Annotated in this window: 22 protein-coding genes; 15 read left to right on the forward strand and 7 right to left on the reverse strand. The window is 72.6% G+C overall.

Annotation, left to right across the window (positions count from 1 at the left end; genetic code table 11):
• Positions 1 to 132 precede the first annotated feature (132 nt).
• Complete coding sequence (locus tag C3489_RS21785) at positions 133 to 828, forward strand: GntR family transcriptional regulator (protein WP_103783705.1); 696 nt, start codon at positions 133 to 135, stop codon at positions 826 to 828.
• Between the two features lie 169 nt (positions 829 to 997).
• On the opposite strand, the gene C3489_RS21790 is transcribed toward C3489_RS21785, so the two are convergent.
• Positions 998 to 1,279, reverse strand: coding sequence for an HPr family phosphocarrier protein (locus C3489_RS21790; protein ID WP_103783706.1), 282 nt, complete (start codon positions 1,277 to 1,279; stop codon positions 998 to 1,000).
• Between the two features lie 180 nt (positions 1,280 to 1,459).
• On the opposite strand from C3489_RS21790, the gene C3489_RS21800 reads away from it, so the two are divergent.
• The 4 genes from C3489_RS21800 (at position 1,460) to C3489_RS21815 (ending at position 6,966) form a co-directional block, all read left to right on the forward strand.
• Entirely contained in the window at positions 1,460 to 4,399 is a 2,940-nt protein-coding gene (locus C3489_RS21800) for a bifunctional GNAT family N-acetyltransferase/acetate--CoA ligase family protein (RefSeq protein ID WP_103783707.1), read from the forward strand.
• Positions 4,400 to 4,478: 79 nt separating this feature from the next.
• Positions 4,479 to 5,075 (forward strand): DUF5998 family protein, encoded by a 597-nt coding sequence (locus C3489_RS21805; protein ID WP_103783708.1) that lies wholly within the window; start codon positions 4,479 to 4,481, stop codon positions 5,073 to 5,075.
• The gene (locus C3489_RS21810) at positions 5,075 to 6,265 is read left to right on the forward strand and encodes an alkaline phosphatase family protein (protein ID WP_103783709.1); all 1,191 of its coding nucleotides are present in this window, start codon (positions 5,075 to 5,077) and stop codon (positions 6,263 to 6,265) included. Before C3489_RS21805 ends, C3489_RS21810 begins: the two co-directional genes overlap by 1 nt.
• Positions 6,266 to 6,315: 50 nt before the next feature.
• Positions 6,316 to 6,966 carry a thymidine kinase gene (locus C3489_RS21815; protein ID WP_103783710.1) on the forward strand — a complete coding sequence of 217 codons (651 nt, stop codon included), beginning with the start codon at positions 6,316 to 6,318 and terminating at the stop codon, positions 6,964 to 6,966.
• Here the strand turns inward: C3489_RS21815 and C3489_RS21820 are convergent.
• Positions 6,955 to 7,773 (reverse strand): VOC family protein, encoded by an 819-nt coding sequence (locus C3489_RS21820; RefSeq protein ID WP_103783711.1) that lies wholly within the window; start codon positions 7,771 to 7,773, stop codon positions 6,955 to 6,957. The two genes, C3489_RS21815 and C3489_RS21820, sit on opposite strands and share 12 nt — an antisense overlap.
• Before the next feature lie 287 nt (positions 7,774 to 8,060).
• On the opposite strand from C3489_RS21820, the gene C3489_RS21830 reads away from it, so the two are divergent.
• Positions 8,061 to 8,912 carry a sulfurtransferase gene (locus C3489_RS21830; RefSeq protein WP_103783713.1) on the forward strand — a complete coding sequence of 284 codons (852 nt, stop codon included), beginning with the start codon at positions 8,061 to 8,063 and terminating at the stop codon, positions 8,910 to 8,912.
• 339 nt (positions 8,913 to 9,251) lie between these two features.
• Here the strand turns inward: C3489_RS21830 and sepH are convergent, their stop codons facing one another.
• Positions 9,252 to 10,301 carry a septation protein SepH gene (gene sepH / locus C3489_RS21835; RefSeq protein WP_103783714.1) on the reverse strand — a complete coding sequence of 350 codons (1,050 nt, stop codon included), beginning with the start codon at positions 10,299 to 10,301 and terminating at the stop codon, positions 9,252 to 9,254.
• 488 nt (positions 10,302 to 10,789) lie between these two features.
• Here sepH and C3489_RS21840 point away from each other — a divergent pair, with 488 nt between their 5' ends.
• Positions 10,790 to 11,533: a hypothetical protein gene (locus C3489_RS21840; RefSeq protein WP_258054893.1), complete on the forward strand. Its 744-nt coding sequence runs from the start codon at positions 10,790 to 10,792 to the stop codon at positions 11,531 to 11,533.
• Here the strand turns inward: C3489_RS21840 and C3489_RS21845 are convergent.
• Together C3489_RS21845 and C3489_RS21850 are read right to left on the reverse strand one after the other, a co-directional pair.
• Entirely contained in the window at positions 11,457 to 12,776 is a 1,320-nt protein-coding gene (locus tag C3489_RS21845; RefSeq protein ID WP_103783716.1) for a D-arabinono-1,4-lactone oxidase, read from the reverse strand. The two genes, C3489_RS21840 and C3489_RS21845, sit on opposite strands and share 77 nt — an antisense overlap.
• On the reverse strand, positions 12,736 to 13,974 hold the full coding sequence (locus C3489_RS21850; protein WP_103783717.1) for an MFS transporter: 1,239 nt from the start codon (positions 13,972 to 13,974) through the stop codon (positions 12,736 to 12,738). The genes C3489_RS21845 and C3489_RS21850 overlap by 41 nt, the downstream gene beginning before the upstream one ends.
• Before the next feature lie 211 nt (positions 13,975 to 14,185).
• Between C3489_RS21850 and C3489_RS21855 the strand changes: the two genes are divergently transcribed.
• Together C3489_RS21855 and C3489_RS21860 are read left to right on the forward strand one after the other, a co-directional pair.
• A complete protein-coding gene (locus C3489_RS21855) occupies positions 14,186 to 15,313 on the forward strand; it encodes a ferrochelatase (protein WP_103783718.1) in 1,128 nt (375 codons plus the stop codon).
• A gap of 8 nt (positions 15,314 to 15,321) precedes the next feature.
• On the forward strand, positions 15,322 to 16,137 hold the full coding sequence (locus C3489_RS21860; protein WP_103783719.1) for an inositol monophosphatase family protein: 816 nt from the start codon (positions 15,322 to 15,324) through the stop codon (positions 16,135 to 16,137).
• 125 nt (positions 16,138 to 16,262) lie between these two features.
• Here the strand turns inward: C3489_RS21860 and C3489_RS38765 are convergent, their stop codons facing one another.
• Positions 16,263 to 16,436, reverse strand: a complete 174-nt coding sequence (locus C3489_RS38765; protein ID WP_181139778.1) for a hypothetical protein — start codon at positions 16,434 to 16,436, stop codon at positions 16,263 to 16,265.
• Positions 16,437 to 16,900: 464 nt separating this feature from the next.
• On the opposite strand from C3489_RS38765, the gene C3489_RS21865 reads away from it, so the two are divergent.
• From C3489_RS21865 to C3489_RS21880, 4 genes are all read left to right on the forward strand, one after another.
• Positions 16,901 to 17,554: a response regulator transcription factor gene (locus tag C3489_RS21865; RefSeq protein WP_010353034.1), complete on the forward strand. Its 654-nt coding sequence runs from the start codon at positions 16,901 to 16,903 to the stop codon at positions 17,552 to 17,554.
• 6 nt (positions 17,555 to 17,560) lie between these two features.
• Complete coding sequence (locus C3489_RS21870; protein WP_103783720.1) at positions 17,561 to 18,814, forward strand: HAMP domain-containing sensor histidine kinase; 1,254 nt, start codon at positions 17,561 to 17,563, stop codon at positions 18,812 to 18,814.
• A gap of 393 nt (positions 18,815 to 19,207) precedes the next feature.
• Positions 19,208 to 19,504 carry a DUF4193 domain-containing protein gene (locus tag C3489_RS21875; protein WP_043504706.1) on the forward strand — a complete coding sequence of 99 codons (297 nt, stop codon included), beginning with the start codon at positions 19,208 to 19,210 and terminating at the stop codon, positions 19,502 to 19,504.
• Between the two features lie 13 nt (positions 19,505 to 19,517).
• Entirely contained in the window at positions 19,518 to 20,459 is a 942-nt protein-coding gene (locus C3489_RS21880; RefSeq protein WP_103783721.1) for a hypothetical protein, read from the forward strand.
• A gap of 228 nt (positions 20,460 to 20,687) precedes the next feature.
• Here C3489_RS21880 and C3489_RS21885 read toward each other — a convergent pair whose 3' ends face one another.
• On the reverse strand, positions 20,688 to 21,155 hold the full coding sequence (locus C3489_RS21885; protein ID WP_103783722.1) for a DUF3093 domain-containing protein: 468 nt from the start codon (positions 21,153 to 21,155) through the stop codon (positions 20,688 to 20,690).
• A gap of 58 nt (positions 21,156 to 21,213) precedes the next feature.
• On the opposite strand from C3489_RS21885, the gene C3489_RS21890 reads away from it, so the two are divergent.
• Both C3489_RS21890 and dut read left to right on the forward strand, forming a co-directional pair.
• Positions 21,214 to 21,798, forward strand: a complete 585-nt coding sequence (locus C3489_RS21890; RefSeq protein ID WP_103783723.1) for a PaaI family thioesterase — start codon at positions 21,214 to 21,216, stop codon at positions 21,796 to 21,798.
• Positions 21,795 to 22,346 carry a dUTP diphosphatase gene (dut, locus tag C3489_RS21895; protein WP_103783724.1) on the forward strand — a complete coding sequence of 184 codons (552 nt, stop codon included), beginning with the start codon at positions 21,795 to 21,797 and terminating at the stop codon, positions 22,344 to 22,346. The genes C3489_RS21890 and dut overlap by 4 nt, the downstream gene beginning before the upstream one ends.

Raw genomic sequence — 22,346 nt, forward strand, 5'->3', positions numbered from 1 at the left:
GCTGACCAAAAAATATCCATGGAATCCGGCCCGCCGTCGGAAATTCAGGCCCCTTGGAATAGAGTCACGTGTCACGTCACTTGGCACGCGTCCATCGTCGGCGTTTCACGGGGATCAAGGCGGAGGTCGGACATGCGTATTCCGGCGCATTCGGTGTGCACGGCGATCCGGGACGACATCGTGGCCGGTGTCCACGAACGCGGCAGCCGGCTCACCGAGGAAGTCCTCGCCCGCCGCTACGGCGTCTCCCGGGTGCCCGTGCGGGAGGCGCTGCGCACCCTGGAGGCCGAGGGGTTCGTCGTGACGCGGCGGCACGCGGGCGCGTGCGTGGCCGAACCCACCGAGCAGGAGGCGGCCGATCTGCTGGAGATGCGGATGCTGCTGGAGCCGCTGGGCGCCGCCCGAGCCGCCCAGCGGCGCACCGAGGCGCATCTGAAGGTGCTGCGCGGCCTGGTACGGCTGGGCCAGGAGCGGGCCAGGCGCGGCAACAGCGACGACCTGCGCTCCCTGGGCGGCTGGTTCCACGAGACGCTCGCCCAGGCCTGCGGCAGTCCCGCCCTGACCGCCACGCTCACCCAGCTGCGGCACAAGATCGCCTGGATGTACACGGTGGAGCCGACGGTCGGCCCGGTGGAGTCCTGGGCCGAGCACGGGGCGATCGTGGACGCCGTGGCCCGCGGCGACGGGGAGCGGGCGCGGGCGCTCGCGGCCCTGCACACCGAGCGCTCCACGGCCGCCCACCGGCTGCGTGGCACCGGCGGCGCCGGCCGCCCGGAGCGTGTGAGGTCTTCGCAACACCCCGTAAACATCTCGGGTCCGCGGAATTAACCTGAGGGCCGTATACAAAGAGCGGGATATTCGGACCCGTTATTCGGGCTGCCTTTTTTCTGCTGTGTCGTGAATTCGCCGGCGCTCTGCCGTGGCGGCGACAACACGAAAACGAAAACCGCGCCGGCCGAAAGGCCGACGCGGCTTCTTTTCATGCCCGTGTCCTGACTCAGACGGTCTCGGGGAGCTCCTCAAGGCCCTCGGAGACCAGCTTCGCCAGGCGGTCCAGGGCGGCGTCCGCGCCCTCGGCGTCGGAGGCGAGGACGATCTCCTCGCCACCCTGGGCGCCCAGGCCGAGGACGGCCAGCATGGAGGCCGCGTTGACCGGGGTGCCACCGGCCTTGGCGATCGTCACCGGGACGCCTGTGGCCGTGGCGGCTCGGACGAAGATGGAGGCGGGGCGGGCGTGGAGGCCCTCGGCCCAGCCGACGTTGACGCGGCGCTCAGCCATGTGTTGCTGCCCTTCAGGTTCTCAGGTTGTCTAGACCAGTTTCCCATACGGTGAAGCATGCCCGGGAGGGGTGTACGAACCCCTTCCGGACGTGACCTCCGGGCCGCGGCCTCGACCCGGCATCCGTCCTCCACAGAGTGCCCCGCGCCGTTGTCGTACGCGAGCCGTACTCTGGGCCCCATGCAGAGCGCGTCGGACAGGCAGGAGTACCCCGCCCACTGGGAGGCCGACGTGGTGCTGCGCGACGGCGGCACCGCGCGGATCCGCCCCATCACCGTCGATGACGCGGACCGCCTGGTCAGCTTCTACGAGCAGGTGTCGGACGAGTCGAAGTACTACCGCTTCTTCGCGCCCTACCCGCGCCTGTCCGCGAAGGACGTCCACCGCTTCACACACCACGACTTTGTGGACAGGGTGGGACTCGCGGCCACGATCGGCGGCGAGTTCATCGCAACCGTACGCTACGACCGGATCGGCGCGAACGGAATGCCCGCGTCCGCACCCGCCGACGAAGCCGAGGTCGCCTTCCTCGTCCAGGACGCCCACCAGGGCCGCGGCGTCGCCTCCGCCCTGCTCGAACACATCGCCGCCGTCGCCCGCGAGCGCGGCATCCGCCGCTTCGCCGCCGAGGTGCTGCCCGCCAACACCAAGATGATCAAGGTGTTCACGGACGCCGGGTACACCCAGCAGCGCAGCTTCGAGGACGGCGTGGTCCGCCTGGAGTTCGACCTGGAGCCCACCGAGCGCTCCCTGGCCGTGCAGTACGCGCGCGAACAGCGCGCCGAGGCCCGCTCCGTGCAGCGGCTGCTGATGCCGGGCTCGGTCGCCGTCATCGGCACCGGCCGCACCCCCGGCGGCGTCGGCCGCAGCATCCTCGCCAACCTCCGCGAGGCCGGCTACACCGGCCGGCTGCACGCCGTGAACCGCGCCTTCGGCCCGGACGTCACCGAACTCGACGGCGTCCCCGCCCACCGCTCCGTGCGCGAGATCGAAGGCCCGGTCGACCTCGCCGTCGTCGCCGTCCCCGCCGACCACGTGCCCGAGGTCGTCACCGAGTGCGGCGAGCACGGCGTGCAGGGCCTGGTGGTGATCTCCGCCGGGTACGCCGAGAGCGGCCCCGACGGACGCGAACGCCAGCGCCAACTCGTCCGGCAGGCCCGCACGTACGGCATGCGGATCATCGGCCCCAACGCCTTCGGGATCATCAACACCTCGCCCGGCGTCCGGCTGAACGCCTCCCTGGCCCCCGAGATGCCGCGCCCCGGCCGGATCGGGCTGTTCGCCCAGTCCGGCGCCATCGGCATCGCGCTGCTGTCCCGGTTGCACCGGCGCGGCGGCGGCGTCACCGGCGTCACCGGCGTGTCGACGTTCGTCTCCTCCGGCAACCGCGCGGACGTCTCGGGCAACGACGTCTTGCAGTACTGGTACGACGACCCGGACACCGACGTCGCCCTGATGTACCTGGAGTCCATCGGCAACCCGCGCAAGTTCACCCGCCTGGCCCGGCGCACGGCCGCCGCCAAGCCCCTGGTCGTCGTCCAGGGCGCCGGATCCGCGCCCCAGGGACACGCCGTACGGGCGACCCGGCTGCCGCACGCGACGGTCTCCGCGCTGCTGCGGCAGGCCGGTGTGATCCGCGTCGACACGATCACCGAGCTGGTCGACGCGGGCCTGCTGCTCGCCCGCCAGCCGCTGCCCGCCGGACCGCGCGTGGCGATCCTCGGCAACTCCGAGTCCCTCGGCGTGCTCACCTACGACCAGTGCCTGGCCGCCGGCCTGCGCCCGCACCGCCCGCTGGACCTGACCACCGCGGCCTCGGCGGAGGACTTCCGCGCGGCGCTCGCCCACGCGCTCGCCGACGACACCTGCGACGCGGTCGTCGTGACCGCGATCCCGGCGATCGGCGAGGGCTCACCGGGGGACGCCGAGCTGGCCCAGGCCCTGCGCTCCGCGGCGGCCGCCGTCCCGGGCAAACCGGTGCTGGTGGTCCACGTCGAGCTGGGCGGCCTGGCCGAGGCACTGTCGGCGGCGGCGAGCACCGCACGCGTGCCCGCGCCCTCCGGACAGGGCACGACGCTCCCCGGCGCGGCGCCGCCACCGTTCCCGCAGCGCGTGGCCACCCCCGCCGAGCCCCCGTCCCGGCCCGCCCCGGGCGGGGGACCGCCCCCCGTCTCCCAAGGCCCGGCCCCCGGCTCCCGGAACCCGGACACCCCCGTCTCCCAGAACCCGGCCACCCCCGCCGACGACCCCGAAGGCACCCGCCTCATCCCCGCCTACCCCGCCGCCGAGCGAGCCGTCCGGGCCCTCGCCGAAGCCGTCCGGTACGCGCAGTGGCAGCGCGAGGCCGCCGACCCCGGCAAGGTGCCCGAGTACGACGACATCGACGTCAAGGGCGCCGCCCGCCGCATCGAGGCCCTGCTCGCCCGCGGCCAGGGCCTCACCCTGTCCACCGAGGACACCTGCGAACTGCTCGGCAGCTACGGCATCCAGGTCCGCCGCGCCCTGCCCGCCCCCACCCCCGACGACGCCGCCGACGCCGCGCGCGCCCTCGGCTACCCGGTCGCCCTCAAGGCCACCGCCCCGCATCTCAGGCACCGCGCCGACCTCGGCGGCGTACGCCTGGACCTGGCCGACGAGGAGCAACTGCGCCGGGCCTACACCGAGCTGACCGAGCTGTTCGGCAAGCCGGAGGAGCTGCGCCCGGTGGTGCAGGGCATGGCACCGCGCGGCGTCGACACGGTCGTGAGGGCCGTCATCGACCCGGCCGCCGGAGCCGTGCTCTCCTTCGGTCTGGCCGGAGCGGCCTCCCAGCTGCTCGGCGACACGGCGCACCGGCTCATACCGGTCACCGACCGGGACGCGACCTCCCTGGTGCGGTCGATCCGCACGGCCCCGCTGCTGTTCGGCTGGCGCGGCTCGACGCCCGTGGACACCCCTGCCCTGGAGGAGCTGCTGCTGAGGGTGTCCCGGCTGGTCGACGACCACCCCGAGGTCGTCGCCGTCACCCTGGAACCGGTCGTCGTCGCCCCGCACGGGCTGAGCGTGCTCGGCGCCTCCATACGCCTGGCGCCCCCGCCCGTCCGCGACGACCTCGGCCCCCGCACCCTCCCGGCGTACTGACACCGCGCGGCTCGCAGGCCGTACCCGGGCCCACCGGGACGTCGTGACGGGTCCCTCGCAGTCAGTGGTCCCCCGTAGGATGGGGCGCATGGCCAAGACCAGTACGACGACCCAGGGGCTGCGTGCGGCGATCGAACGCAGCGGCTACTACCCGGCCCTCGTGGCCGAGGCGGTGGAGGCCGCCGTGGGCGGCGAGCCCATCCGGTCGTACCTGGTCCACCAGGAGACCACCTTCGACCAGAACGAGGTGCGGCGGCACGTGACCGTGCTCGTCCTCACCGGCAACCGCTTCATCGTCAGCCACACCGACGAGCAGAGCGCCGACAGCACCTCCCCGACGCCGTACGCGACGACGTCCACGGAGTCCGTGAAGCTCGGCCGGATCTCGTCGGTCGTGGTCAGCCGCGTGGTCTCCAACCCGGAGTCGTACACCCCGGGCACGCTGCCCCGCGAGGTCGTCCTCACCATCGGCTGGGGCGCCGTCTCCCGCATCGACCTGGAGCCCGCCGCCTGCGGCGACCCGAACTGCGACGCGGACCACGGCTACACCGGCAACTCCACCGCGGACGACCTGAGCCTGCGTGTCAGCGAGGCGGGCGACGGCCCGGAGACCGTCCGCCAGGCGCTCGCCTTCGCGCAGGCCATCTCCGAGGCCACGGCGGACATCACCCGCTGATGGTCCACACCGCCTGGGAACCGCACCCGGAACCCCTCACCCTCGCCTCCGCCCCCGTCCCCGAGTACGGCAGCGGTTCCCTGGCCGACCTGCTGCCCACCCTGGCCACGGGGATGGGCGTGCCCGGCCTGACGGCCGCGATCCCGGAACTCGCCCCCGCCGACCGGAACTGCGTCTTCCTGATCGACGGCCTCGGCTGGGAGCAGCTGGGCGCCCACCCGGACGAGGCGCCCTTCCTCACCTCCCTGATGGCCGGCTCGCGCGGCGGCACCGGCCGCCCGCTCACCACGGGCTACCCGGCGACCACCGCGGTCTCCCTCGCCTCCGTCGGCACCGGCCTGCCCCCGGGACGGCACGGCCTGCCCGGCTACACCGCCCGCAACCCGGCCACCGGCGAGCTGATGAACCAGCTGCGCTGGAACCCGTGGACCGACCCGCACGCCTGGCAGCCGCACCCCACGGTCTTCGAGCTGGCCGAGGCGGCCGGGATGCACGCCGCCCAGGTGTCCTCCCCGACCTTCCAGAACACCCCGCTGACCAAGGTCGCCCTCAGCGGCGGGACCTTCCACGGGCGGCTCACCGGCGAGGAGCGCATGGACCTGGCCGCCGAGCAACTGGCCGCCGCCGACCGCGCCCTGGTCTACACGTACTACGCCGAGCTGGACGGTTCCGGCCACCGCTACGGCGTCGCCTCCGACACCTGGCGCGGCCAGCTGATGTACGTCGACCGGCTCGCCCAGCGGCTGGCCGAGCAGCTCCCGCCGCGCACCGCGCTGTACATCACGGCCGACCACGGCATGGTCGACATCCCGTTCGACGAGGACCACCGCATCGACTTCGACGAGGACTGGGAGCTGCGCGCCGGCGTCGCCCTGCTCGGCGGGGAGGGACGCGCCCGGCACGTCTACGCGGTGCCCGGCGCCGAGAACGACGTGCTCACCTGCTGGCGTGAGGTGATCGGCGACCGGTTCTGGGTGGCCTCCCGCGACGAGGCCATTGCGGCCGGCTGGTTCGGCCCGCACATCGACGAACGGGTGTACGCGCGGATCGGCGACGTCGTCGCGGCCGCGCACGACGACGTGCTCCTCATCGCCTCCGAGCGGGAGCCCAACGAGTCGGCGATGGTCGGCAACCACGGGTCGATGACCCCTGCCGAGCAACTGGTCCCGCTGCTCGAAGTACGCTCCTGAACTTCCGCCCTTCCCCCCCCGCACTCCTGCCGAAAGGTGTTCATCCCGCCATGCCCGAGCTGGTGTTCTTCTCCGGAACGATGGACTGCGGGAAGTCGACGCTGGCTCTCCAGATCGAGCACAACCGTTCGGCCCGCGGCCTGGCCGGGATGATCTTCACCCGGGACGACCGGGCCGGCGAGGGCAAACTGTCCTCCCGGCTCGGCCTGGTCACGGACGCGGTGGAGGTCGAGGACGGCATGGACCTGTACGCCTACCTCGTCGACCACCTCTCGCACGGCGGGCGCGCGGACTACGTGATCGCCGACGAGGCGCAGTTCCTGGCCCCCGAGCAGATCGACCAGCTGGCGCGCGTGGTCGACGACCTGGAGATCGACGTCTTCGCCTTCGGCATCACCACCGACTTCCGCAGCAAGCTGTTCCCCGGCTCGCAGCGGCTCGTGGAACTGGCCGACCGGGTCGAGGTGCTCCAGGTGGAGGCCCTGTGCTGGTGCGGCGCCCGAGCCACGCACAACGCGCGCACGGTGGGCGGCGTGATGGTCGTCGAGGGCGCGCAGGTCGTCGTCGGCGACGTCAACCAGTCCGCGGACGAGGTCGGCTACGAGGTGCTGTGCCGCCGGCACCACCGGCGCCGGATGACGGCCGCGACGGCCCGCGCGGCGGCCCTGTCCCCGGACGTGCTGCCCGTCTCACCCGCCTGAGCCGCCGGCGGGCGGCTGGAGCAGCGAGAAGCGCGCCCCCTCCGGGTCGCACACCGTGGCCAGACGCCCGTGCGCGCTGTCCCGGGCCGGGGCGAGAACCTCGCCGCCGAGTTCGACGACCCGGACGAGGGCCGCGTCCGCGTCGGCCACCTGGAAGTACGTCATCCAGTGCGGGCCCCGGTCGCGCGGCAGCGCGTGGCCCACGCCGCGCACCCCGGCCACCGGCCGGCCGCCGACGCGCAGCACCACCCGGTCCTGGGTGCCGGACGTCCGCGGCTCCTCCTCGTAACCGAACACCGTCTCGTAGAACTTGGCGACGTTCGCCGTCTCGTAGGTCAGCAGTTCGTTCCAGACGGGCGTGCCCGGGACGCCGGTCAGGCCCGTGCCGAGATGCGCGGCGGCCTGCCAGATGCCGAACACCGCGCCCGACGGGTCGGAGCCGATCGCCATCCGGCCGGCCTCGGCCGCGTCCAGCGGCCCGACGCCGATGGTGCCGCCGCACAGCCGCGCCGTCTCGGCGGTGGTGTCCACGTCGTCGGAGGCGAGATACGGCGTCCAGGCCACGGGCAGATGCCGGTCCGGCGGCAGCTGGCCGATCCCGGCCACCTCACGGCCGTCGAGCAGCGCCCGCACATACGGCCCGAGCTGCTGGGGGCCCGGCTGGAACTCCCAGCCGAACAGCTGCGAGTAGAACTCCTGGGTCGCGCTCACCCCGTGCACCATCAGACTCACCCAGCAGGGTGTCCCCGGCGCGTACCGGGCGTGCGCCGTGCCGTTCCGGTCGGCCGACCCGCCTGCCTCGGTCATCGTCACTCTCTTCTCGGCCCCTCGCGGTGGCCGTGTCCATTCCGCTCACCGGACGCGTGCGACTGCGCGCACTCGCGGGCCGCGCCCCGGCTCACGCCGGTACGGGGCGGTCGGTTCGTCGGGGCGGTGCCCGGTGCGCGGTGTCCCGCTCGTCGCGATGGGCGGCGGGTGTCGATGGATGGTACGGCATGTGCTCGATCCCGTACGCATGGTGACCGAGCCTGTCCGGCCGAGCAGAGTAGCCGGACCTGGACGAAGCGGCCACCCCGTGCGCAAGGATGGGGGCCATGAACGCCATCATCTCCGCAACCGAACTCTCCGGCGAGTTGACCGGCGAGAACCCGCCGGTCCTGCTGGACGTCCGCTGGCAGCTCAGCCTGGCCAAGGCCGGCGGCGAGCCGCCGTTCGACGGCCGCGCCGCGTACGAGGCCGGGCACATCCCCGGCGCCGTCTTCGTCGACCTGGACCGCGAGTTGGCCTCCGCCCCCGGCCCGGCCGGCCGCCACCCCCTGCCCGACCTCGGCGTCTTCCGTACGGCGATGCGCCGGGCCGGCGTGTCGGCGGCGCGGCCCGTCGTCGTGTACGACGGCGGGCAGGGCTGGGCGGCGGCCCGCGCGTGGTGGCTGCTGCGCTGGACGGGTCACCCGGACGTGAGGGTTCTCGACGGCGGGTTGACGGCGTGGCGAGGCGAGTTGGAGACGGCGGTGCCGCATCCGCCGGAGGGCGACTTCGAGCCCGTCCCCGGTGCCGTCGGGCTGCTGGACGCCGACGGGGCGGCCGCACTGGCCCGTTCCGGCCTGCTGCTCGACGCCCGGGCGGGGGAGCGGTACCGGGGCGAGGTGGAGCCCATCGACCGGGTCGGCGGGCACATCCCCGGCGCCCTGTCCGCGCCGACGACGGACAACGTCGGCCCCGACGGCCGCTTCCTGCCCGCGGAGGAGCTCGGCGCCCGCTTCAAGGCCCTCGGAGCCGTCGACGGCACGCCGGTCGGCGTCTACTGCGGCTCGGGCGTCTCCGGGGCGCACGAGGTGCTGGCCCTGGCCGTGGCGGGTATCCCGGCGGCCCTGTACGTCGGTTCGTGGTCGGAGTGGTCCTCGGACCCCGACCGCCCGGTGGCGGTGGGCCCGGACCCGCAGTGACGACCGAACACCGGGGCGGGGCGACGACTCCGCCCCGGTCCGGGCGGCATGCGCGGGTGGAGCGATGGCGTGGGGTGCGCGCGCGGGCACGCGCGCGTGGAGTCTCGATGCTTCGACGGCGCTGCGGTTTCTGACAGGCGGTCACCCGGCAGGACGGCGTCGGGAGGCGCCGAGGTGGCCGCGTCCCGCTCCGTCCAGCCTCGGGCCGTACCGCCGAGGCGCCCGCGTGACCGTCGTACCGCCACCCGGGCGCCCTGCGTGCGGCAAGGCTGCCAGGCAAAGGCAGCCAGGCATGGCAGGGCCAGGTCACTCGCGGGGCCTGGCCTCGATTCCCGCGTGCTACTCCTGCTTCTTGCGGCGCGTCCCGAAGACGATCTCGTCCCAGCTGGGTACCGCCGCGCGGCGGCCGGGGCGGACGCCGTCGGCCTCGGCCTGGCGGTCGGTCGCCCCGATCAGGCGATCCCGGTGGCTGCCGACCGAACGCGGCATGAGCACATCCGCGTAGGCGGAACCGGCCGAGGCGGCGGGCGCCGGCGGCTCCTCCGCCGCGGGCTCCGAGTCCGGCTCGTCGTCGTCCGGCTCCGAGGACGGCGAGCGCTCCGGCACCACCAGGTCGCCCCGGAAGCTGGGCACCGCCTCCAGCAGGCTGGTCAGCGAGTCGCGTTCGCCGGTGCTCTCCTCGGCGGGTTCCGACGCCTGCGCGGGCAGGGCCGGCCGCTCCCTCTCGATCGGGCGGTCGCGGTCCAGCGGACGGTCCCGCGGCAGGCGGGCGATCCGCGGAACGAACGGAAAGCTGGGCTCCGGCGGCGCGAGGTCGTCGGACTCGCCGATCAGCGAGCGCGCCTCGTCGTCGACCGCCTGCACGAGCCGCCGGGGCGGGTCGTACGTCCAGCTCGCCGAGTGCGGTTCGCCGGCCACCCGGTAGACGAGCAGCACCTCCCACGTCCCGTCGTCGCGACGCCAGGAGTCCCACTGCACGGTGTCCTTCTCGGCGCCGCGCAGCAGCAGTCGTTCCTGCACGGCCTCGCCGAGCAGCGGCCCGGCCGCGTTCTCGCCGGGGCGGCGGACGGGTGTCTTGCGTGCCCGCTCGGCCATGAAGGCACGCTCGGCGAGAACGGGGCCCTCGAACCGGCGGACGCGGTCGACGGGGATGCCGGCCATCTGCGCGACCTCTTCCGCGGTCGCGCCGGCGCGTATACGCGCCTGGATGTCACGGGGGCGGAGATGGCTCTCCACCTCGATCTCGATCTGGCCGAGGCGGGGACGGTCGCCGCGCACGGCGGCGCGGAGCCGTTCGTCGATCGGAAGCGTGTACTCCGTGCTGTCCGCAGCCTTCAGCACCAGCCGTGTGCCGTCATTCGAGACGGCCACGACACGCAGTTCGGGCATGGGGACCTCCCGGGTGGTGCCTGCCGACGTCACGTGCGTCGCTGCTTCCGCTAGTCGAGTGTGGCCTGCCCGGGTGCAGCCTGCCACAACCTTGCCGAGTTGCCCGGCGTGTCGGGCACGGGCCCTGGATCGCCGTTATGGCACGGTTACCTATTCGCCACGCTAAGTGACCAACTCCGTCACCCTGTGCAACAAGTCCCCCGTCCGGCGGTCCAGCAAGGCCCCGGACACCCTGGCGGGAGGCCGGACCCAGGGCTCGCAACAGTACTCCATTTGGGCCACGTGCGTGGATTGGCACGCCGCCCAACTTCACGCAAGGGGCGGGACTTGGCCGCCTCTCGCCGGGTTTCCCCGATCTTGAACGTGGCGTACTTCACGCAATCCACCGAAACGGAACTATTGGTTTCGTTCGTACGTCCCTTTCTCGTGCAGTTGGTTGATCAAGTGGGAAAAGTCGATCAAGTACGGGAATGAGGAGGAAGGGACCGTTGACGCAAGGGCGGGACAAGAAGCGCATCGACCTGAGCCTCCCTCAGGTGGCGGGCAGCGCCGTGGCCGCCGTGGTGGCCGCCAAACTGGCCTCCTCCTTCGGCGTCTACGGCACGATCCTCGGTGCCGGAGTGGTCAGCGCCATCGCCACCTGCGGCGGCACGGTCTTCCAGCACTTCTTCAAGCAGACCGGTGAGCAACTGCGCACGGTCGCGGCGCCCCGGCCCAGGGAGCAGTACCGGGCGCCGGCGCCGGGCGAGTACACCGAGGGCACGGTCCATCGCGCGCGGGTCAAGGGCTGGAAGCGGCCGGTCCTCGCCGCGGCCGTGGTGTTCGGGGTGACCATGGCCGGCGTCACCGCCTTCGAACTCGTCTCCGGCAACAGCTTCAGCGGCGGCAAGGGCACCACGGTCAGCGACGCGTTCACCGGCCGGACCGCCTCGTCGCCCTCGACCTGGTCCCCGCCCTCCGACCCGGGCGACGACGGCACCGGCTCGACCTCGGGGCCGCCGTCGGGGGCGCCGTCGGCGCACGGCGGCACCGCGCCGAGCCCGGCACCCTCCGGTTCCGCCGCCACGACACCCGACGCGACGCCGTCGCCGACGGCCGGCGCCACGGAGGACGGCTCGGCGGGCGCCACCGGCACACCCGGCGCCACCGCGACCGCTACGCCCCCAGCACCCGGCGCAGATAGTCGTTCTGGAAGCGCCGATCCGGATCCAACCGGTCCCGCAGCGCCGTGAACTCGCCGAAGCGCGGGTACACCCGGGAGAAGTACTCGGCGTCCCGGGTGTGCACCTTGCCCCAGTGCGGCCGGCCCTCGTGCGCGGTGAAGATCCGCTCGGCCTCCGTGAAGTACCGCTGGTAGGGCGTGCCACGGAACATGTGCACGGCGATGTAGGCGCTGTCGCGGCCGGAGGCCGTGGAGAGGGTGATGTCGTCGGCCGGGGCCGTGCGCACCTCGACGGGGAAGCTGACGCGCAGACCCGAGCGGTCGACCATGGCCTTCAGCTCACGCAGCGCCTCGGTCACGGCCGCGCGCGGAACGGCGTACTCCATCTCGACGAACCGCACCCGGCGCGGCGAGGTGAAGACCTTGTAGGGGATGTCCGTGTAGGTCCGCGCGGACAGCGCCTTGCTGGAGATCTGCGCGATCGCCGGGATGGCGGCGGGCGCCGCCCGGCCGACCCAGTTGGCCACCTGGAAGACGCCGTTGGAGAGGAACTCGTCCTCGATCCAGCCCTTGACCGGGCTCACCGGCCGGGCCGGGCCCGCGCTGCGGTTGTTGCGCTTGGTGTTGGTGCCGGTGGTGTGCGGGAACCAGTAGAACTCGAAGTGCTCGTTCTCGGCCCACAGTTCGTCGAACTCGGCGAGCACCTTCTCCAGCGGCATCGGCTCCTCGCGCGCGGTGAGCAGGAAGACCGGCTCCACCGCGAAGGTGATCGCGGTGACGATGCCGAGGGCGCCGAGGCCGATCCGGGCGGCCGCGAAGACCTCCGGGTTCTCCTTCTCGGAGCAGGTGAGCACCGAGCCGTCGGCCGTCACCAGCTCCAGGCCCTTGATCTGCGCGGCGATCGAGGCGGAGTCGCGGCCGGTGCCGTGCGTGCCGGTGCTGGTGGCGCCGGAGACGGTCTGCTCCATGATGTCGCCCATGTTGGTGAGGGACAGTCCCTCGCGCGCCAGGGCCACATTGAGTCTCTTGAGCGGGGTGCCGGCCTCCACCGTGACGGTCCCCGCCTCACGGTCAATGTTGCGTATGCCGGTCAACAGTTGAGGACGTATCAGGACGCCGTCGGTCGCCGCGATCGACGTGAAGGAGTGCCCCGTGCCGACGGCCTTCACGGTCAGGCCGTCCTCGGCGGCCCGCCGTACCGCGGCGGCCAACTCGTCGACGGAGGCGGGCGTGACCTCCCGCGCCGGGCGGGCCGAGACATTGCCGCCCCAATTACGCCACGTGCCGTTCTTCCCGCTCGCTGTGCTGCTCAACGGTGCCTCCCCGACGCGGAACCGGCCTGCTGAGCCGGCGGTACCCGAGGAAACCGACCGCGACCGCGACGGCCCCGGACACCGCCGGAACCCCGTACCCGGCCCGTGCGCCGGCCGAGTCGATCACCCAGCCGGCCACCGAGGAGCCGAGCGCGACCCCGACCGCGAGCCCGGTGCTCACCCAGGTCATGCCCTCGGTCAGGTGCGCGCGTGGTACGTGCTCCTCGATGAGGGCCATCGTCGTGATCATCGTGGGTGCGATGGACAGGCCCGCAACGAAGAGCGCCGCGGCCAGAAACGGCAGGTTTCCGACCAGTAGGAGGGGGATCATACTCACGCCCATGGCGCACACGCCCAGCAACCAGCGGCGGGCGGGCGCCCCCGTGAAGCGCAGCAGCCCGAACACGATCCCGGCGACGCACGACCCGGCCGCGTACAGCGCGAGGACGACACTCGCCGCGCTCTTGTGACCCTGCTCGTCGGCGAAGGCCACCGTGACGACGTCGACGGCACCGAAGATCGTGCCGGTGGCCACGAAGGTCGCCACCAGCACCTGCAGCCCCTTGGCGCGCAGCGCCGTGCCGCCGCCGTGCTGCCGGCGCGGGTGGGGAGCGGGCTCGGTGGCGCGCTGCGCGGTCAGCCAGAAGACGCCGACCGCGAGGAAGCACGCGGCGAGCAGCGGACCCGCCTCCGGGAACCAGGCCGTGGACAGGCCGATGGAGATGATCGGCCCGAAGATGAAGCACACCTCGTCCACCACGGACTCGAAGGAGTACGCGGTGTGCAACTGCGGGGTGCCCCGGTACAGCTCCGCCCAGCGGGCCCGGATCATCGCGCCCAGGCTCGGCACCGAGCCGATGCCGACCGCGCAGACGAACAGCAGCCAGTCCGGCCAGCCGAAGTGGGCGGTCAGGAGCAGCCCCGCGGCTGCCGTGAGCGCGACCAGCGTCGCCGGGCGCAGCACCTTGCGCTGCCCGTGCTGGTCCACCAGCCGCGAGATCTGCGGCCCGAGCGCCGCCGCGGCCAGCGCGATGGTCGCCGACAGCGCTCCCGCCAGGCCGTAGCGCCCGGTGAGCTGGGAGATCATCGTGACGACGCCGATGCCCATCATCGACAGCGGCATCCGGCCGAGGAAGCCCGCGGCGGAAAATCCCTTGGAGCCGGGGGCGGCGAACAGGGCGCGGTAGGGGCTGGGCACGTGGTCTCCGGTGGTCCGGTACGGCGAGGGCGGGGCCGTGCGAGTGGGCAGCGGCCTCCGTAAGGCGCGAAGGCAGCCGATACAGCTTACGAGTTAGGTCGCCCTAACGCACACGAGTAACCAGGCCCTCCGAGACCCGGCCGTCCGCGCCGCCGGCGCACCGGTCACCCGCCGTTTCCCGGCTGTCAGTGGCGGGTGGCAGGATCGACTCATGCCAGACGTGCTCGATGCCAGCCCCTACGACGCCCTGCTCCTGCTCTCGTTCGGCGGCCCGGAGGGCCCGGACGACGTGGTCCCGTTCCTGGAGAACGTGACGCGCGGCCGCGGTATCCCGACCGAACGCCTCAAGGAGGTCGGGCAGCACTACTTCCTGTTCGGCGGGGTCAGCCCGATCAACGACCAGAACCGCGCCCTGCTGGACGCCCTGCGCAAGGACTTCGCCGAGCACGGCCTGGACCTGCCGGTCTACTGGGGCAACCGCAACTGGGCGCCGTACCTCACGGACACCCTGCGCGAGATGGTGCGCGACGGCCGCCGCCGCATCCTCGTCCTGGCCACCAGCGCCTACGCCTCCTACTCCGGCTGCCGGCAGTACCGCGAGAACCTCGCCGACGCCCTGGCGACCCTCGAAGCCGAGGGCCTGGAGCTGCCGAAGATCGACAAGCTGCGGCACTACTTCAACCACCCCGGCTTCGTCGAGCCCATGATCGACGGCGTCCTGGAGTCCCTCGCCGACCTCCCCGAGGACGTCCGCGACGGCGCCCACATCGCCTTCACCACCCACTCCATCCCGACCGCGGCCGCCGACACCTCCGGCCCGGTGGAGGAACACGGCGACGGTGGCGCCTACGTCAGGCAGCACCTGGACGTGGCGCGGCTGATCGCCGACGCCGTGCGCGAGCGCACCGGCGTGGACCACCCCTGGCAGCTCGTCTACCAGTCCCGCTCCGGCGCCCCGCACATCCCGTGGCTGGAACCCGACATCTGCGACCACCTGGAGGAGCGCAAGGCCGCCGGGGTGCCGGCGGTCGTCATGGCGCCCATCGGGTTCGTCTCCGACCACATGGAGGTCCTGTACGACCTCGACACCGAGGCCAAGGCCAAGGCCGGGGAACTGGACCTGCCCGTGCGCCGCTCGGCCACCGTGGGCGCCGATCCGCGCTTCGCCGCCGCGGTCCGCGACCTGATCCTGGAGCGGTCCGCCGTCGAGCGCGGCCAGGAGGTCACCCCGTGCGCCCTGGGCGCGCTGGGCCCGAGCCACCAGCTGTGCCCGGTCGGCTGCTGCCCGTCCCGCGCCCCGCGCCCCGCCGCCGCGGGCGCCGACAGCCCCTACGCGTGAGGAGAGCCGTGACCGACCCCCTGCACACGGAACTGCTCACGCTCGCCCGGGAGGCCGCGCTCCGGGCGGGAGCCCTGCTGCGCGACGGCCGTCCGGACGACCTCGCGGTCGCCGCGACCAAGTCGAGCGCCGTCGACGTCGTCACCGAGATGGACATCGCGGCGGAGAAGCTGATCACCGGGCTGATCGCCGAGCACCGCCCCGACGACGGAATCCTCGGCGAGGAGGGCGCCGCCGTCGAGGGCAGCACCGGCATCCGCTGGGTGATCGACCCGCTCGACGGCACGGTCAACTACCTGTACGGCCTGCCCACCTGGGCGGTCTCCGTCGCGGCCGAACAGGACGGGGAGACGGTGGCCGGCGTCGTCGCCGTACCGATGCGCGGCGAGACGTACCACGCGGTGCGCGGCGGCGGGGCGTGGGCCACGGGCTCCTGGGACGGCGGGCGGCGGCTGGCCTGCCGTCCGGCCGCACCCCTGGACCAGGCGCTGGTCTCCACCGGCTTCAACTACGTGGCCGACGTGCGCGCGCACCAGGCCGAGGTCGCCCGCCGGCTGATCCCCCTCGTGCGGGACATCCGCCGGGGCGGCTCCGCCGCGATCGACCTGTGCGACGTCGCCGCGGGCCGCCTCGACGGCTACTACGAGCGCGGACTGCACCCGTGGGACTTCGGCGCAGGCGCCCTGATCGCCCGGGAAGCGGGCGCCGTGACCGGTGGACGGCCCGGTGAGCCCCTGTCGTCCGCCCTGACGATCGCCGCCACCCCGAGCGTCTTCCAGCCCCTCCAGCGGCTCCTGGACGACTTCGGCGCCTGGCACGACTGACGGCGCCGGCCTCGTCGTACGGCACGCGTCCTGCCGTGCAACGGCCGGTGAACGACGTCGCACGACGACGCAGCGGGGCCCCGGCGCTGGATTCGCCGGGGCCCCGCTGTCTGCGTACGGGCTGATCAGACGCCGGACGCGCCGACTTCCACGCCATGTTCGGCGGCGAGGCGGCGCAGGTCGTCGAGCTCGCCCTGCTCCACATCGACGAGGAAGTCGTCGCCCTCGTCACGAGCCCGCGACAGGTCGGACTCGGTCGCCCTTATGCGCTGCAGAAGTCCTGCGGTGAATGCGTCCATGCTGCGCCCCCTCGTCCTGGGTCGTGGGTCGATGGCACGGGGGTGTGCCTGGTTGGGAAGGGGCGATCACGTCTTCGCAGGTGCCCAGCGCTGCCCTGCTGGGCGGCGACGGTGCCGGACACCCGCGCCCACTCTGCGGAAGCGGCCTGTCGTGCCGCATGGTGCTGCGGCACAAGCAGAGCGTGATCGCGGGGTGTAAAGCCGTCCTCCCCCCGCGGACATCCGGGGAAACCTCGGCGGACCGAGAAATCTTCCCGCGGCCGTATCTGGCCGCATATGCCTGCGGCTGTGGCCGGAACCCGTCGCAAGCCGGTACCGGGGCGGTCCGCCGCGGGGTCCGACGACCGTCTTACAACCGGTTTATGGGCGAACGCGGCAGGATGGAGGCGTAGACCCCGGTACGGATCCCGCCGCGTGCGCCGCCCCTGTGGCGTGCCCGGCGGCTTTGAGGAAGGACAAGCGACGTGCGCGTACTCGTCGTCGAGGACGAGCAGCTGCTCGCCGATGCGGTGGCCACCGGACTGCGCCGGGAGGCCATGGCGGTCGACGTCGTGTACGACGGTGCGGCCGCCCTGGAGCGCATCGGCGTCAACGACTACGACGTGGTCGTCCTCGACCGCGACCTCCCGCTGGTGCACGGCGACGACGTCTGCCGCAAGATCGTCGAGCTGGGCATGCCCACGCGCGTGCTGATGCTCACCGCCTCCGGCGACGTCAGCGACCGGGTGGAGGGCCTGGAGATCGGCGCCGACGACTATCTGCCCAAGCCCTTCGCGTTCAGCGAGCTGATCGCACGCGTGCGTGCCCTCGGCCGGCGCACCAGCGTCCCGCTGCCGCCCGTCCTGGAGCGGGCCGGCATCAAGCTCGACCCCAACCGCCGCGAGGTCTTCCGGGACGGCCGCGAAGTGCAGCTCGCCCCCAAGGAGTTCGCCGTTCTGGAGGTGCTCATGCGCAGCGAGGGCGCCGTGGTCTCCGCCGAGCAGCTGCTGGAGAAGGCCTGGGACGAGAACACCGACCCGTTCACCAACGTGGTGCGCGTGACGGTGATGACCCTGCGCCGCAAGCTGGGCGAGCCGCCGGTGATCGTGACCGTGCCCGGCTCCGGCTACCGGATCTGACGCACGATGGCCGCGACACCCGCACCCCCCGTACCGACGGCGCCGCCCAAGCCCACCTGGGACCCCCGGAAGCAGGAGCCCCCCTTCCCGTGGCTGCGCCCCACCATCCGCATACGGCTCACGCTGCTGTACGGCGGCATGTTCCTGATCGCCGGCATCCTGCTGCTGTCGATCATCTACCTGCTGGCCGCGCAGGCCCTGCGCACCGGCAACGAGCCGCTGTTCAAGATCATCGACTTCCAGGAACTCAAGGTCACCAGCAGCGAGTGTCCCGGGATCAACACCAGCAACCTGTCGCTGTCGGAGTTCAACGCCGCCATCAGCGCCTGCACCGACCACCAGCGCCAGGTGGCCCTGGACCACCTCCTCAGCCGCTCCCTGCTGGCCCTGCTGGGCCTCGCCGTGATCGCCTTCGCGTTCGGCTACGCGATGGCCGGCCGGGTGCTGTCGCCGCTGGGCCGGATCACTCGCACCGCCCGCGCGGTGGCCGGGTCCGACCTGTCCCGCCGGATCGAGCTGGACGGTCCGGACGACGAGCTGAAGGAGCTCGCCGACACCTTCGACGACATGCTGGAGCGTCTGCAGCGGGCGTTCACCGCCCAGCAGCGCTTCGTCGGCAACGCCTCGCACGAGCTGCGCACACCGCTGGCGATCAACCGCACGCTGCTTGAGGTCCACCTGTCCGACCCGAACGCTCCGGCGGAGCTCCAGCAGCTCGGCAAGACGCTGCTGGCCACCAACGAGCGCAGCGAGCAGCTGGTCGAGGGCCTGCTGCTGCTCGCCCGCAGCGACAACCAGATCGTCGAGCGCAAACCGGTCGACCTCGCCGAGGTCGCCTCCCAGGCCATCGACCAGGTGCGCGGCGAGGCCGAGGAGAAGCACGTGGTGCTGCGCGGCAAGCGCGAGCCCGCGGTCGTCCAGGGCAACGGCGTACTGCTGGAGCGGATCGCGCTGAACCTGGTGCAGAACGCCGTCCGGTACAACGTCCCCGAGGGCGGCTGGGTGGAGGTCACCACCGAGGTGGAGCACGGGCAGGCGGTCATGGTCGTGTCCAACACCGGACCGGTGGTGCCGGCGTACGAGATCGACAACCTCTTCGAGCCGTTCCGGCGGCTGCGCACCGAGCGCACGGGCAGCGACAAGGGCGTGGGCCTCGGCCTGTCCATCGTCCGGTCCGTGGCGCGGGCGCACGGCGGGCACATCACGGCCACGCCCCGTGAAGGGGGTGGGCTCACGATGCGGGTCACCCTGCCGCTGTGAGACCGTGACGACACGCGCGGAGGATGTTCGCTTTGCGCTGAATTTTCCGGGCGGCCATCCTGGTGTGCCGTGTGTGATCGATCACAAAGGCGATTTTCCGGCCATACACTCTCTGTGATCATGATTGTGGGCAGAAAGCCCGGAAAATCCGGGTTTTCAGGGGTCTTGATCACGGGAAGTACACGGTGAGACGCCTTTGAAGTGCGACATTCGGACCGTGTACGGTCCCGATCGCCATCCAAGCCGATCACTCTTGAGGAGTCCGGTTGGGTGTCGATTGAGTAACAGACCTTGATGTGAGGCAAAATCTCCGCCTCGGGTCGGGCACAAGTCCGGCCTCTCACGCGTTACGTGCGCTGGAGACACCACTGAGACCCGGAGGGGGAGAGCGACATGGCAACCGACTACGACACCCCACGCAAGACCGACGACGACGTCGACTCCGACAGCCTTGAAGAGCTGAAGGCACGGCGGAACGACAAGTCGGCATCGTCCGTCGACGTCGACGAGTTCGAAGCCGCGGAAGGGCTGGAGCTGCCCGGCGCCGACCTCTCCAATGAGGAGCTGGCCGTACGGGTGCTGCCCAAGCAGCAGGACGAGTTCACCTGCATGAGCTGCTTCCTGGTGCACCACCGCAGCCAGCTGGCCCGCGAGAAGAACGGTCAGCCGATCTGCCGCGACTGCGACTGAGGACGGGTCGGCCGTGACTGGCTCGACCCCTCCTCGGAAGCGCCGCTTCTCCCGCAGGGGAGCGGACCCGGGGCCGCTGGACGGCCCCACCGGCGTGCGTGACGACGAGCGAGGCACACCCCGTACAGCCTCCACGGAAGCGACGGGGTCGGCCTCGCTCGAACCGGCAGACGGCCGGGCCGGCCTCAGTGGCCGCGCCAGGCGGGTCGCGCCCGTCGCCAAGCGGCAGGCCGCGGCCGCCCGCACCAGGGCCAGGGAGCTGGCCAGGACGGGCGCGAGCAAGGGCAAGGACCGCGCACGCGCGGGCCTGGGCCACCTCGCCGACCGGATCATCGACCTCGCCCCGCGCGTGCCCGTGCGCAGCCTCGCGACGCTCCGCAAGCAGTTCCCGGGCCTCGGCCCCGAGCAGCTGGCGGACAAACTCGTCGCCGGCGCGGCCAAGGCGTCGGCGACGGTCGGAGCGGGAGTGGGCGCGGCGGCGATGCTGCCCGTGCCGCCCGCCATGCCGACCGAGCTGGCCGCCGAGATCACCGGCGTCGCGGCGGTCGAGCTGAAGCTGATCGCCGAGCTGCACGAGGTCTACGGCCTGCGGCCGCCGGGCAACCTCAAGGACCGCAGCGCCGCCTACCTGCGCTCGTGGTCCGGTGAGCGCGGCATCGACGTGATGAAGCCGTCGACGTACGACTCGGCCCTCGGCGGCCAGATGAAGCGCGAGCTGCGCCAGCAGATCATGAAGCGCCTGGTGCGCAACATGCCCAACCTGATGCCGTTCATGGTCGGCGCCGCGGTCGGCGCGCTCATGAACCGCCGCGAGACCCGCCGGCTCGCCGGGCGCGTCCGCACCGATCTGCGCAAGATGCAGGTGCCCTGGGACGCCCTCCCCGACCTGCCCCCGCTGGAGCAGCCGGCCGAGCCCCTGACGATGGGCGAACTGACCGAGGACCTGGAGAAGTGACGGCCGGGCGAGGCCTGGCGGGTGAGCTGCGGCTCGGCCGGACCGTTGCCCTGGGGCGAGCTGCCCTGTGACCCGGCTGGTCCGGGGCCCGGCTGCCCTGTGGCCCAGCCGCGACGGCCCGGCGTGACGCCTGCCCGGCGGCCCGTGGTCCTGTCGGCCGACGACCCACGCTGGTTGCCTGGACGACGGCAGCCCGACTGCGCTGCGGTCCGATGACCGTCGGCAGCCCTACTGCGCCGCAGCCTCGCGGGCCGTCTTCAGGGCCTCTGCCAGGCGTTCCGGATCCCGGGTCGACAGGTACAGGTACGGCGTCGGGTCGGACGGGTCCGTGACGTCGACCTTCAGAGCCTTCGGGATGTACGCGCGCAGCAGCAGGAACGCCCGTGTGTCCGCCTTGTAGGTGCGCCAGGCGCGCGCCTCCTCCGCGTCCAGCACCTCGGTCTCGCCCAGCGCCGACACGGGGATCTTGGCCTCGCCGGCGATCAGGAAGCCGTTGACGACCCGGATGCGCAGCGAGCCGTACGCGCTGGCCACGACCGCCGACACGGCCGTACCGCCGACCAGGCCGCCGAGCATCGGCAGGGTGCCGAAGGGCAGGAAGACCAGGGCGAGGGCGACGCCCACGAGGAAGGAGACCAGCCACCACGAGCGGGGGGCGGTGAGGCGTTCTTCGTAGGGGGTGGCGGGAAGCTGCATGAAGCCAAGCTTGGCATGGTGTCCGGTTATCACCGACGCGCGGGTAAGGTCTGCGCCTGTGAGTGGTACTTCCCCAGCTCTTCAGCCCCCGGCCGACGCCGCGCCACCCGTGCGGCATCCCGACGCTCCCGCACCCGGCGAGCTCCTCGGCGCGCACTACGAACTGTGTTTCGGGTGCGGAGGCGGACAGGCCCACGGACTGCACCTGGCGGCCCGGGCCGGCGACGGCGTCAGCATCACCGCCGAGTTCACCGTGCAGCCCGCCCACCAGGGGGCGCCGGGCCTCGCCCACGGCGGCGTCCTGGCCACCGCCCTCGACGAGACGCTGGGCTCGCTGAACTGGCTGCTGCGCACCATCGCCGTCACCGGACGGCTGGAGACCGACTTCGTGCGCCCGGTGCCCGTCGGCACCACCCTGCACCTGGAGGCCGAGGTCACGGCCGTGGCCGGCCGGAAGATCTACTCCACCGCCACCGGCCGCATCGGCGGCCCCGACGGCCCCGTCGCGGTCCGCGCGGACGCCCTCTTCATCGAGGTCAAGGTCGACCACTTCATCGACCACGGCCGCCAGGAGGAGATCCAGGCCGCCATGAGCGACCCCGACCAGCTGCGCCGCGCCCGTGCCTTCGAGGTGAACCCGTGAGCCGCGAGCCGCTGCGGGTCCTGATCCGCCGCATCGATCCGGACGTACCGCTTCCGGCATACGAGCATCCCGGGGACGCCGGCGCCGACCTGCGCACCACCGAGCCCTGCGAACTCGCGCCGGGCGAGCGGGCGGTGCTGCCCACGGGGGTGTCTGTGGCACTGCCGGAGGGGTACGCGGCCTTCGTGCACCCCCGATCCGGCCTCGCCGCCCGCTGCGGTGTCGCCCTCGTGAATGCCCCGGGGACGGTTGATGCCGGGTACCGTGGGGAGATCAAGGTGATCGTGGTGAATCTCGACCCGCGCGAGTCCGTGCGGTTCGAGCGCTTCGACCGGATCGCCCAACTGGTCGTCCAGCAGGTCGAGAGGGTCCGCTTCCAGGAGGTGGCGGAACTTCCCGACTCGGCACGGGCCGAGGGGGGCTTCGGGTCCACCGGGGGCCATGCCGCGGTGGGCGGTGAAAGCGGCACGAGCGGTCAGGTCGCCGACGGCGGCCCGACGGGTGGGAATCGATACGCTTCGGTCGTATCCGACCGGGAAGGACAGTGA

It is taken from the genome of Streptomyces sp. Ru71 (assembly GCF_002920535.1).
Lineage (GTDB): Bacteria > Actinomycetota > Actinomycetes > Streptomycetales > Streptomycetaceae > Streptomyces.

What these genes read in the sequence shown, in the direction of transcription:
- C3489_RS21785 (WP_103783705.1), top strand. Translation starts at nt 133, where the DNA reads ATGCGTATTCCGGCGCATTCGGTGTGCACGGCGATCCGGGACGACATC.
- C3489_RS21790 (WP_103783706.1), bottom strand. Translation starts at nt 1,279, where the DNA reads ATGGCTGAGCGCCGCGTCAACGTCGGCTGGGCCGAGGGCCTCCACGCC.
- C3489_RS21800 (WP_103783707.1), top strand. Translation starts at nt 1,460, where the DNA reads ATGCAGAGCGCGTCGGACAGGCAGGAGTACCCCGCCCACTGGGAGGCC.
- C3489_RS21805 (WP_103783708.1), top strand. Translation starts at nt 4,479, where the DNA reads ATGGGGCGCATGGCCAAGACCAGTACGACGACCCAGGGGCTGCGTGCG.
- C3489_RS21810 (WP_103783709.1), top strand. Translation starts at nt 5,075, where the DNA reads ATGGTCCACACCGCCTGGGAACCGCACCCGGAACCCCTCACCCTCGCC.
- C3489_RS21815 (WP_103783710.1), top strand. Translation starts at nt 6,316, where the DNA reads ATGCCCGAGCTGGTGTTCTTCTCCGGAACGATGGACTGCGGGAAGTCG.
- C3489_RS21820 (WP_103783711.1), bottom strand. Translation starts at nt 7,773, where the DNA reads ATGACCGAGGCAGGCGGGTCGGCCGACCGGAACGGCACGGCGCACGCC.
- C3489_RS21830 (WP_103783713.1), top strand. Translation starts at nt 8,061, where the DNA reads ATGAACGCCATCATCTCCGCAACCGAACTCTCCGGCGAGTTGACCGGC.
- sepH (WP_103783714.1), bottom strand. Translation starts at nt 10,301, where the DNA reads ATGCCCGAACTGCGTGTCGTGGCCGTCTCGAATGACGGCACACGGCTG.
- C3489_RS21855 (WP_103783718.1), top strand. Translation starts at nt 14,186, where the DNA reads ATGCCAGACGTGCTCGATGCCAGCCCCTACGACGCCCTGCTCCTGCTC.
- C3489_RS38765 (WP_181139778.1), bottom strand. Translation starts at nt 16,436, where the DNA reads ATGGACGCATTCACCGCAGGACTTCTGCAGCGCATAAGGGCGACCGAG.
- C3489_RS21870 (WP_103783720.1), top strand. Translation starts at nt 17,561, where the DNA reads ATGGCCGCGACACCCGCACCCCCCGTACCGACGGCGCCGCCCAAGCCC.
- C3489_RS21875 (WP_043504706.1), top strand. Translation starts at nt 19,208, where the DNA reads ATGGCAACCGACTACGACACCCCACGCAAGACCGACGACGACGTCGAC.
- C3489_RS21885 (WP_103783722.1), bottom strand. Translation starts at nt 21,155, where the DNA reads ATGCAGCTTCCCGCCACCCCCTACGAAGAACGCCTCACCGCCCCCCGC.